The sequence below is a fragment of the Mucilaginibacter sp. P1_D10 genome, from assembly GCF_056406215.1.
The window spans coordinates 1-8,362 of sequence record NZ_JBFUAP010000034.1 but is presented as its reverse complement, the minus strand read 5'-3'; the positions used below and the strand labels follow the sequence as shown (position 1 = coordinate 8,362).

Genomic DNA, 8,362 nt, shown 5'->3' with positions numbered 1-8,362 from the left:
ATGTACAGCGCCATGTTTCGGATAGTTTTGGGCTTTGTTTTGTTGTGCAAACTCACCCACATGGAACTGCCTGATCTGCTTCCTGTTCGTCAGGCCAGAGATTTACCGCCAGCTTCCTTCAGATTCGCAGTCACCCACGACACCCTTGCYTTTGGTTAACGCTTCCCACTATCAAGGCGCGTTCGGGACTCTCACCCTATAGCTTGCGCCCGTGCCGGGCGCACACAAAAAAAGCGCTCCCTTCCCGGGGGCGCTCCTTTTTACCAAGAGTACCAAAACTGTGTATGATTATGATACGATTCCGCCTTGTGACAGCTGAAAGCCGGCCCTACGCTACCGCGAATTTATTAACGCGGCACCAGGGATTTTGTCTCAAATCTCATATCTAACATCTCAAACCTAATAACAAGCCTACCCAATATCCCTCAGTCCCTCGCCAACGGTAATGTGGCTCAGTTCGGGCTGGTTATCGTAATTGATGAGCGGGCGCAACCTGGTTTCGGCGGGCTGCTTGTAGGGTTTCTCTATCACCTCTTCATTATAAGCACCGGTTTCTCCGGGGCGGGCGTAGCTATAGCCGAGGCGTTTGTTTTCTTCTTCTATAAAGGTGAACAAATCGCCCAGGGCAGCGTGCACTGCCTGTAAAAATTTAAAGTTGGTTGAGGTGAGGCACTTGCCATTATCTTCAACCCCTTTACCGGGTTCGCAAAAGTTAAGCTTGGTGATAACGCCGTTAGTTAATTCAACATCAAACTTACCTTCATTGTGCCAGGTTAAGTTGTTTTTTATCTCTCTGTAGTGGTCCATTTTGTTTGGTAATTATTTTTCATAGGGGTATTTTGCACAGGGCATCGTACTAAATAACAAGCCCCTATCCATCCCGATGCAATGTGTATGCCACATAGCAAAAAAACAACTGCATATCAGCCGGTTAGCCACATTTATTTAAGGCACTTAATTAAATATTAAAAAAATTTAAGCTGTATTAATAATTCTGTAGAAAAATCAACAAAGCCAGCCTTTGTAAGCATCCCGCAATAAATTTATAGCTGATTAGCTGTACCAAATAAGCGGCATTGGCCGTTACTGTTCAAAAATGCATACACTTTTGGTTGTTTATTTATGCCCGATTTTTCTATAACTTGCTTAGTAGCCTCACCTAAACGGCGAAGCCCTCATGAAATAATCCTCTCCAAAGGAGAGGACTTTGAGCCCCTCTCCTTTGGAGAGGGGTTGGGGTGAGGCTAAGTAACGACCATTTTAAGTAAATGACATTGATTTGTTTATGCCCGATTTTTCTATAACTTGCTGTCAATTTAACCAATGGCCACCAAACAAAAATTAGGGAACCCGTTTTTCATCACCGCTGTGTTGGTGCTGATTATCAATGACTGGTACCTCAAAGCAAGCTTTCATAATGCCCTCACCGGCAAGTTATCTGATTTTGCAGGGCTTTTTTCTTTTGCTTATTTCCTGAGCGCACTTTGGCCGCGCAGGGTAATGCTGGTACATGTGGCCACGCTGGTATTATTTATGGCTTGGAAATCGCCCCTGGCGCAACCATTTATCGATGGCCTTAACGGCCTGGGCATTTCGGTCAATCGCGTGGTAGATTATTCAGACTTTACCGCCTTGCTTATCCTCCCGCTTTCTTATTACCTGTTTAACACATCCGGCAGCTATCGTTTGAAGCCGGTTTTGCAAAGCGGTGTTATTTGCTTGTCGTTGTTTTCCTTTGTGGCAACCAGCATGATAAAGGGAAAATACACCAAAATTACCGGCATCAATAAAACCTACAGCTTCAATTTCTCTAAGCGCGAACTGGTATCGCGCGTGAACTCCCTGCAACTGGAATATATAAAGGATTTAGATAAGTATGTACGCAGCCACAACAGCAGCAAAGGCCTGAAAATATCCCCCGATACCGCCCATATCGATTTCGACAGCAAGACCAGCACTTTTTACTACAGCAGCACTATAAGCAAAAAAGACACGATAGCGCAATTGCTGGATTATGAACGACTGCAGAATGCCGACACCATCCGCCTGCGCACTATGCATTCAGATATCAATATCTCCGGCGATGATAAGCATTCCGAACTAAAATTGCTCGGTGTGACGAACTTTGTAGAACTTAGGGACAAAAGTGACGCGCAGGCAAAAGCCGTAAGCCTCTTCGAAAAATGGGTAATTAAGGAGTTAACTAAGGGGTATGGGAAATAGGCTTTATAGATAAATTATCTGCTATTGCGAAACCAATACCAAAAAAGCGATAACATACTGCTACAATCGGGCAAATTACAAGCATTTACAGGGCAATAATCACATACATTTACTATCACGAATTTAGCCTTCGTACGTAATATGCAAACCAACAGTCGTAGTGCCTGCCGTTTATCCGTAGTCTTCTTTTTTATATTGACGCTCTTTGGCGTTTCGCCATCCCACGCGCAGGACCCGTGGAAGAACCTCGAGAAAAGGCCATCTACGCTGCATTTAGAAAAAGGGCTGCTAACTTTTAACACTCCGGCCTTCCGCCTAAAGCTGGTCAAAGCATCGCAAACCGTTGCCGCGCTCGAGCCCAATACCGAAAAAGATTTTGATTTTACCCCCTCCGCTCGCCTTGCCCAGCGCAGCAGCAATGGCATGTATCACCTGGGGGATATCAACCTGCGCCTGAAAAGCGAGGGCGACACGGCTTGGACCAGCTATTCCACTGCCGCTAACCGTGCGGATGTAATTCCATTTCAAACTGAAGACCCCCGCCTGCTCGAGGCTGCCGACCTTTCGCCTACGCTTCCGGCCAACATCCCGCTGCAAGTGCGACGTTACTGGCAAGTGGTAAAGGGCAACCTGGTGCTGTTATTCAAGTTGAAAAACAACAGTAAGCGCGCCGTGGAGATCGGCGCTTTGGGCATGCCTATGATATTCAATAATATTTTGCAGGGCGAAGAACTGGAACAGGCCCACGCCCGCAATGTATTTTACGACCCATACATTGGCCGCGATGCCGGTTATTTACAGGCAACCCGCCTTAGCGGCAAAGGCCCTGCACTGTTGGTGCTGCCTTATGGCAAATCGCCATTTGAGGCGTACAACCCGCTGCTTACCGACCCAACCCCGAAAGGCATCGACTTCGAAGGCTTTTACGAATGGATGGTACACAGCAAGGCCTACGCCGAAAACGAATGGAAAAAAGCCGAACCATGGAACAAGCCAACATCTATAATTGTAAAACCCGGCGAAACCGTTGAATATGGCGTTCAGTTTGTGTTGTCCCCAACTATCAAAGGCATCGAACAAACACTCATCGCGCAGCACCGCCCTGTAGCGGTAGGCATACCGGGGTATGTATTGCCGCAAGGTACCGATGCCAGGCTATTCTTAAACTACGGCAAAAAAGTAAAGGCATTAACCGCAGAGCCGGCAGGTGCGCTTAGCATTACGCCAACTACTGCCGAAAATAAAACGCTGCAAGCCTATAACGTAAAAGGCCTGCAATGGGGTCGCGCGCGTTTAACCATTACCTACACGGATGGGTTAAGCCAAACCATCAGCTATAAAGTAATAAAAGCGGAGAGCGAATTGGTAAAGGATTTCGGCCATTTCCTGACCACCGAACAATGGTTTAACAAGCCCGATACCTTCCACCGCAACCCATCAGTAATTACCTACGATTACGAAAAGAAGCAGCAGGTTACCCAGGATAGCCGTGTTTGGATTGCCGGCCTGAGCGATGAGGGCGGGGCCGGCAGTTGGCTGGGCGCCATGATGAAGCAACTGGTACAGCCCGATAAAGCCGAGATTGCCAAACTGCAGGATTTTGTGAACCACACCCTGTTCGGCAATATACAGCATGCCGATGGGCCGCAAAAATACGGGGTGAAGAAAAGCGTATTTTACTATCAGCCCGACAGTATCCCCAAAGGCACCTACAGCGACAGCCTCAACTGGAAAACATGGGCCGCCTGGAGCCATCAAGCTGCCAATGATGTGGGTCGCTCTTATAATTATCCGCACGTTACCGCCGCGCATTGGGTAATGTACCGGCTGGCGCGCAACTATACCGGACTTGTTACGCAGGGCGACTGGCAATTCTACCTCAACAACTCCTACGAAACCGCCATGGCCATGGTAAAGCAGGCTCCTTACTATGCGCAGTTCGGGCAGATGGAGGGAACGATATTTTATTTATTGCTGATGGATCTGAAAGCCGAAGGTTGGAGCGATAAGGCTCTCCCGCTGGAAACCGAAATGCGCAAACGCGCCGAGCACTGGCATACCCTGCAATACCCCTTCGGCAGCGAGATGCCCTGGGATAGCACCGGGCAGGAAGAAGTGTATAACTGGTCGGATTATTTTGGGTACACCGATAAAGCGGAGGTGACCATCAATGCCATTTTGGGCTATATGCCAACGGTACCACATTGGGGTTACAATGGTTCCGCGCGGCGGTATTGGGACTTTTTGTACGGCGGCAAGCTCTCTCGCATCGAGCGGCAGCTGCACCACTACGGCTCGGGATTGAATGCCATCCCGGTATTGAGTGAATACCGCAAACACCCCGCCGATTTATACCTGTTGCGAGTAGGTTATGGCGGCTTAATGGGTTCGGTGGCTAATATTGCGCAGGATGGTTTCGGTCCGGCGGCTTTCCACTCCTACCCATCTACTTTAAAAATCGACGGCCTTTCTGGCGATTACGGCCCCAATTTTTTTGGCTATGCCATAAACACCGCAACCTATATTACCCACGATTCTAACTTTGGCTGGCTGGCATTTGGTGGTAATCTTAGCCGCGCTAAGGGTATCATAAAGGTAGATATTACTACGGCCTCCGCATCGCGGGTGTTTATTGCGCCGGCAGGGCTTTGGCTTACATTGGATGCAGGGACGTTTAAAACCGTTAACTACAACCCGGCAACCGGCAGCATAACAGCTACCCTGAACGCAGCCGATGACCATACGCCTAAAGCTTACCTGCGCATACAGCAGGCACCTACGGGAAAGCAGTATAAATTAATACAAAAACCGGGGATGGAGCGAGGGGCTTATGTGATTCCGTTGGGTGGTAAGCAGGTGGAGGTAGGGTTGAGGAGGTAGGTGGATTTGAGCCTGGTTGCTATCGCTCGCATATTTGACTCACCCCGACTACGCTATCGCTGGTCGACCCTGCTTCGCAAAGAGGGTGAAGAAAATAGGAAAAATATAGCCCCAATGTCTCCCCTTCTTTGCGCAGCAAAGGGGGTTGGGGGTGAGTTAACTCCCGACGCGGACACAACTGCTTGCAGATTGGCTCAACAGCTCTACCCCCTACGTCGCATCATGAAAAATTACCCCCAGCGTATGCCGCTCGCCGCTGCGGAGTTCGCTTACGCCGTGGCGCATGTTGACGCGGTGATAGCCCTTTGCGCCCTGGGCCGGACGGTAATTGGTGGTGAAGATGAGCATATCGCCCTTGCCGGGATTCAATACGATGGCTTTTGATTGCATGCGCGGGCGTTGCTCTACCAGTACGAATTCGCCACCCTCGAAATCTTTGCCGGGTTGATTGAGACATACCACCGCCTGCATGGGGAAGAAAACTTCGCCGTACAAATCCTGGTGCAGTGCGTTGTAGCCGCCTTTACCGTATTTTAATATCAAGGGCGTAGGGCGTAACTGGCTTTGTTGATGGCAAAGTTCGGTAAGCTCGTTTAAAGTGCAGGGGAATGTTTTCTCTATCGCCAAGGCCTTCATCCAGTTATTGGCAACAGGGGCAATGTGGGGGTAAATTCCCTCGCGCAATTGCTGCACCACGCCGGGTAATGGATAAGCATAGTATTTATATTGCCCCATGCCATATCCGTGGTTTTCCATTTGAATGGTTTTGCGGTAGCGGGTATCATCACCGTATTGCGCCACCAGTGCATTGCACTCATCGGCGGATAAAATATCGGGGATAGTAGCGTAACCTTTGGCGTTCAGGCTTTCTGTTATGGCCGACCAATCGGCTTGGGCTATCCTTTGTTGCAGTTCCATATTTAAACGATGCTTAGATGGTTAGTTTTTGCGGCTTCCCAGCCGATGATGGCCGATTTGCGGTCGGCACCCCAATGGTATTGCCCAAATTCGCCGGTAGATTTGATGACCCGGTGGCAAGGTATCAAAAAAGCGACAGGGTTTGCACCGATGGCACTGCCCACCGCGCGGCTGGCTGTTGGCTGCTCCACCGCATGGGCAACCGTTTGATAAGTATTCAAACCGCCCATAGGTATCTTTAGTAGGGCCTCCCATACCTTCAACTGGAAGCTGGTGCCCTTTAGGTGCAGTTTGATGGACGAGAGCTGCGACCAATCCCTCGTGAAGATGTATAGCGCATTCTGCTGTGCCATATCTACCACCTGGTAGTAGCTGGCGTTGGGGAATTGGGCGTAAAGCTGGTTGAAGGCTTCGTCCTTATCATCGGCGAAGGCTATATAGCAGATGCCTTTCGGTGTCGATGCTACGATGATATTGCCGAAGGGTGTTTCGGCATAGCTGAAGTTGATGCTGAGTTCCTTACCACCGTTTTTGTATTCGGCGGGTGTCATGCCCTCAATGTTGATGAACAGATCGTGCAGGCGGCTGGTGCCGGAGAGGCCGGTTTCGTAAGCGGCGTCGAAGAGCGTGGCCTGTTGCTCTTTCAGGATACCTTTGGCGTAATCGAGGCTAAGATATTGCAGGAACTTTTTGGGACTGATGCCTGCCCAATCGGTAAACATGCGCTGAAAGTGGAAGGGACTGAGGCTCACCTTTTCGGCCACCTCATCCAGGCTCGGTTGTGTCTTGAAATTGAGCCTGATATAGCTTATCGCCTCGGCAATGCGTTGGAAGTTGATGTTGTTTTGTGTTTCCATGATATGAATTTATAACACAAATGTACCTTGGTGGCGCAGGCTAAAGAACCCGAAACTTGCGAGGTTTTCACCGATTGCACAGATTTTTTCGATTACACCGATAACCCCAACGTCAATTGCGAGCGATAGCGCGGCAACCATCGGTGAGCAGAGCGGCTTTGTGAATTCGTTTGTTCTATGAGATTGCCAGATCTCGCCCTCGCCATTCCCCTGCGGCGGCTGCTGCCCAAGGACATAACGCTCTATCAATTACATCGATTTCGCCCAATCCTCGTGCCCAGGAAAACCATAAAAATCATTAACAAGGCCTGTACGCTAGTTATCACTAAAGATACCATCGGCGATTCCCCATAAAAAAGGCCGGTGACCGGCGGAGACTCTGTGCTTTGTATTGTCGACGTTATCGAAGGTGTTGGTTTATCGGGCGGAAATTCGAAAGCCGATAAATTTACGGTTGTTCTTTGTAAGCTAAAGATAATCAATATGCAGCAAGTAGCGAGAATGTAAAGCGTGCTATTATTGCCGAACCTTGCAATAATAGCACGAACCGAAAAGACAATAAAAACCAACCTTACCCAAACCGAGAAAATAACGGTGGACATAGAAGGCCAGCCGCCAATATAATAAGTATCGTGCGCGTTGATATCGTCTATCATGAGTTTGTCGCGAACAAAAACGTAGATGCCGGCTACCAACACGAGGGCACCCAGCCAGTAGATTTCTTTTATGATGCTGCTTTTCATTTCGACGAATTAATGCGCATTAAAAAATCAAAGCCGCAATAGGTTCTTTAAACAAATATAGTATAGTGACGATTAGCCCTGTTATGATGTATGATTTCGCCCTGGCGAAATCTTTCTTCCTGATGTTCAGGCCTGTGAGTATGGCGATAATCAAGAGCGCTAGGATTAGTGTGCCGTATTGAAAGAGGAAAGCATTCAAAGGCTCTTCGGCGATACGATCGCCAACGGCCCCTTCGCCAAGTATGCTCCAGTAAATAAGTGGCACCACGAATATATAACCTAAGCCAACGCAAAAGCAAAACAGCACCAGCCTGATGAGCAGGTGCCAGTACAGCGTTTTGGCAGCGAATATGCTTTTTATGGTATTCATTGGATTTATTTTAACCACCACGTCATTGCGAGCGATAGCGCGGCAGAAAGTTACGAAGTTTAATCACCGATTTTACCGCTTATTTTGATTTCACCGATAGCCCCATCGTCATTGCGAGCGATAGCGCGGCAACCATCGGTGAGCAGAGCGGCTTTGTGAGTTCGTTTGTTCTATGAGATTGCCAGATCTCGCCCTCGCCATTCCCCGCGGCGGCTCCTCGCAAGAGTAATAGCCCATGAATAGACATTTTATCCAAATGATCTATTAATGAGCAGGTCGAAGTTCGATTTATTGGCTCTGTGGTTATATTTAAAAGTGAACTCATTTAAGTATGATTGAAGATGCTTGATAGACACTTTGTGATACTGGCC

At 48.6% G+C, this 8,362-nt stretch carries 6 protein-coding genes; 2 read left to right on the top strand and 4 right to left on the bottom strand.

Going from position 1 to position 8,362, the window contains the following annotated elements; translation table 11 throughout:
- Nucleotides 1-411 precede the first annotated feature (411 nt).
- Complete coding sequence (locus AC1DYT_RS26560; RefSeq protein ID WP_477472504.1) at nucleotides 412-807, bottom strand: hypothetical protein; 396 nt, start codon at nucleotides 805-807, stop codon at nucleotides 412-414.
- A gap of 516 nt (nucleotides 808-1,323) precedes the next feature.
- Here AC1DYT_RS26560 and AC1DYT_RS26555 point away from each other — a divergent pair.
- Entirely contained in the window at nucleotides 1,324-2,223 is a 900-nt protein-coding gene (locus AC1DYT_RS26555) for a hypothetical protein (RefSeq protein WP_477472503.1), read from the top strand.
- A gap of 141 nt (nucleotides 2,224-2,364) precedes the next feature.
- Complete coding sequence (locus AC1DYT_RS26550; protein ID WP_477472502.1) at nucleotides 2,365-5,103, top strand: DUF5695 domain-containing protein; 2,739 nt, start codon at nucleotides 2,365-2,367, stop codon at nucleotides 5,101-5,103.
- Between the two features lie 210 nt (nucleotides 5,104-5,313).
- Here the strand turns inward: AC1DYT_RS26550 and AC1DYT_RS26545 are convergent, their stop codons facing one another.
- From AC1DYT_RS26545 to AC1DYT_RS26535, 3 genes are all read right to left on the bottom strand, one after another.
- The gene (locus AC1DYT_RS26545) at nucleotides 5,314-6,021 is read right to left on the bottom strand and encodes a 2OG-Fe(II) oxygenase (protein ID WP_477472501.1); all 708 of its coding nucleotides are present in this window, start codon (nucleotides 6,019-6,021) and stop codon (nucleotides 5,314-5,316) included.
- Nucleotides 6,022-6,023: 2 nt separating this feature from the next.
- Nucleotides 6,024-6,878: a methylated-DNA--[protein]-cysteine S-methyltransferase gene (locus AC1DYT_RS26540; protein WP_477472500.1), complete on the bottom strand. Its 855-nt coding sequence runs from the start codon at nucleotides 6,876-6,878 to the stop codon at nucleotides 6,024-6,026.
- 762 nt (nucleotides 6,879-7,640) lie between these two features.
- Nucleotides 7,641-7,991 carry a hypothetical protein gene (locus tag AC1DYT_RS26535; RefSeq protein WP_477472499.1) on the bottom strand — a complete coding sequence of 117 codons (351 nt, stop codon included), beginning with the start codon at nucleotides 7,989-7,991 and terminating at the stop codon, nucleotides 7,641-7,643.
- Nucleotides 7,992-8,362: the final 371 nt, after the last annotated feature.

Bases quoted from the DNA above. Each gene is read 5' to 3' on its own strand.
- AC1DYT_RS26560 (WP_477472504.1), bottom strand. From the start codon at position 807: ATGGACCACTACAGAGAGATAAAAAACAACTTAACCTGGCACAATGAA.
- AC1DYT_RS26555 (WP_477472503.1), top strand. From the start codon at position 1,324: ATGGCCACCAAACAAAAATTAGGGAACCCGTTTTTCATCACCGCTGTG.
- AC1DYT_RS26550 (WP_477472502.1), top strand. From the start codon at position 2,365: ATGCAAACCAACAGTCGTAGTGCCTGCCGTTTATCCGTAGTCTTCTTT.
- AC1DYT_RS26545 (WP_477472501.1), bottom strand. From the start codon at position 6,021: ATGGAACTGCAACAAAGGATAGCCCAAGCCGATTGGTCGGCCATAACA.
- AC1DYT_RS26540 (WP_477472500.1), bottom strand. From the start codon at position 6,878: ATGGAAACACAAAACAACATCAACTTCCAACGCATTGCCGAGGCGATA.
- AC1DYT_RS26535 (WP_477472499.1), bottom strand. From the start codon at position 7,991: ATGAATACCATAAAAAGCATATTCGCTGCCAAAACGCTGTACTGGCAC.